General features: G+C 35.1%; 1 protein-coding gene. It reads left to right on the top strand.

Annotated elements, in window-relative coordinates; genetic code table 11:
- The first annotated feature begins 99 nt into the window (after positions 1-99).
- Positions 100-1,593, top strand: a complete 1,494-nt coding sequence (locus tag JK139_RS15375) for an IS1634 family transposase (RefSeq protein ID WP_074419367.1) — start codon at positions 100-102, stop codon at positions 1,591-1,593.
- Positions 1,594-1,612 lie beyond the last annotated feature (19 nt).

Here is a 1,612-nt window from a genome sequence, read left to right as displayed (position 1 = left end):
TCCTGACTTGTCCGCCTTTCCATAATCCAAACAAATAGTTTCTGATAATCAACTACTTATGATACTTTTTATCTATTTTGACCGCACTAACCAGGTCAAATGCTACACATTAGAATTGTAAAAACAAAGGGAAATTCTCGTTCTGTACAAGTTTATCATTATCAAAACAGTAAACGGGTTATCATCAAACATATTGGTTCAGGAACTACTAACGAAGAAATATTTGCCCTGGAAGAAATGGCCAGGCTATTTATTGCTGATTATACCAAACAATTATATCTATTTGAAGATTCCAAACCTGGCGAGGAGGCAGTATTGGTTAGTCAATGTGAATTCATAGGGATTTACCTTACTTATTTGTACGATGTATTGAGAGCCGTGCAGCACCAAATTGGTTATACTTTAGAAGCGGATGCTTTGTTGAATGATTTTGTAGTGATTCGAATCGTTGAGCCTGGTTCCAAACTTCGTTCTATTGAGTTAATAGAATCTTATTTTGGCATTAAACACCGCAGGCAACAGTTTTATGAATCAGCACATAAATGGCTTGTTTTAAAGGAAAGAATAGAGAAAAAAACGCTTGATTTTGCCAGAAAACAATATGGATTTGATTTTTCTTTATTGTTCTATGATGTTACGACCCTGTATTTCGAAACATTTACGGAGGACGAACTTCGCAAGAATGGATTTTCTAAAGACAACAAGTCGCAACAACCACAAATTGTGGTGGCACTCATGGTTACACCCGAAGGCTTTCCTGTAAGTTATGAGGTGTTTTCAGGTAATACATTTGAGGGTCATACGTTGATTCCTGTCATTAAATCTTTTATCAAAAAACATAAAGTAGAAAACTTTACGGTCGTTGCTGATGCAGCCATGATAAGTACCGAAAATGTGGAGGCATTGAGAGTAGAAAAAATCAACTATATAGTAGGTGCAAGGCTAGGTAATGTGTCGGCCCACTTGTTGGAAACAATAGATGCGAAACTTCCAAAAATAGATGGGAGCGTGATTCGGCTTAAAACAGAAAATGGCTATCTAATTTGTAGCTTCTCTAAAAAGCGCTATAATAAAGATAAATTTGAGATGAACAGGCAAATAGAGAGAGCAAAATTGATGCTGACTCAACCCTCAAAAATGAAGAGGGTAAAATACCTCAAATCAGGCGATAGTAATATGATGCTGAACGAAAAGCTTATTGAAAAAACCACAAAGCTACTGGGGATTAAAGGATATTATACAGACATTAAAGAAGCTGTTGCCGATAATGCAACCATAATAAGTCGCTATCATGATTTATATAAAGTAGAACAAGCATTTAGGGTCTCAAAAAACGATTTACAAACTCGCCCAATTTTCCATTTTAAAGAAGAGCCCATACAATTACATATACTTATTTGCTTTATGGCATTAGCTATATCAAAACATATTGAAATAACAGCAACATTGTCCATAAGAGCATTTTTAACCCATTGTAAAAAGATCACAGATGCCCGATTAATAAATAAAATAACCAAAAAAGAAATAAGAATGAGAGCTCATGTGCCGAATCATCTACAAGAAATTATCACAAAAATTCTTAGACCGCACTAAATCGGACAAGTCAGGAAAA

It is taken from the genome of Hydrotalea lipotrueae, from assembly GCF_019249625.1.
GTDB classification, from domain to species: Bacteria; Bacteroidota; Bacteroidia; order Chitinophagales; family Chitinophagaceae; genus Hydrotalea; species Hydrotalea flava.
The sequence above is the reverse complement of the archived record's forward strand: the minus strand, read 5'-3'. Positions and strand labels throughout refer to the sequence as shown.

What these genes read in the sequence shown, in the direction of transcription:
- JK139_RS15375 (WP_074419367.1), top strand. Translation starts at nt 100, where the DNA reads ATGCTACACATTAGAATTGTAAAAACAAAGGGAAATTCTCGTTCTGTA.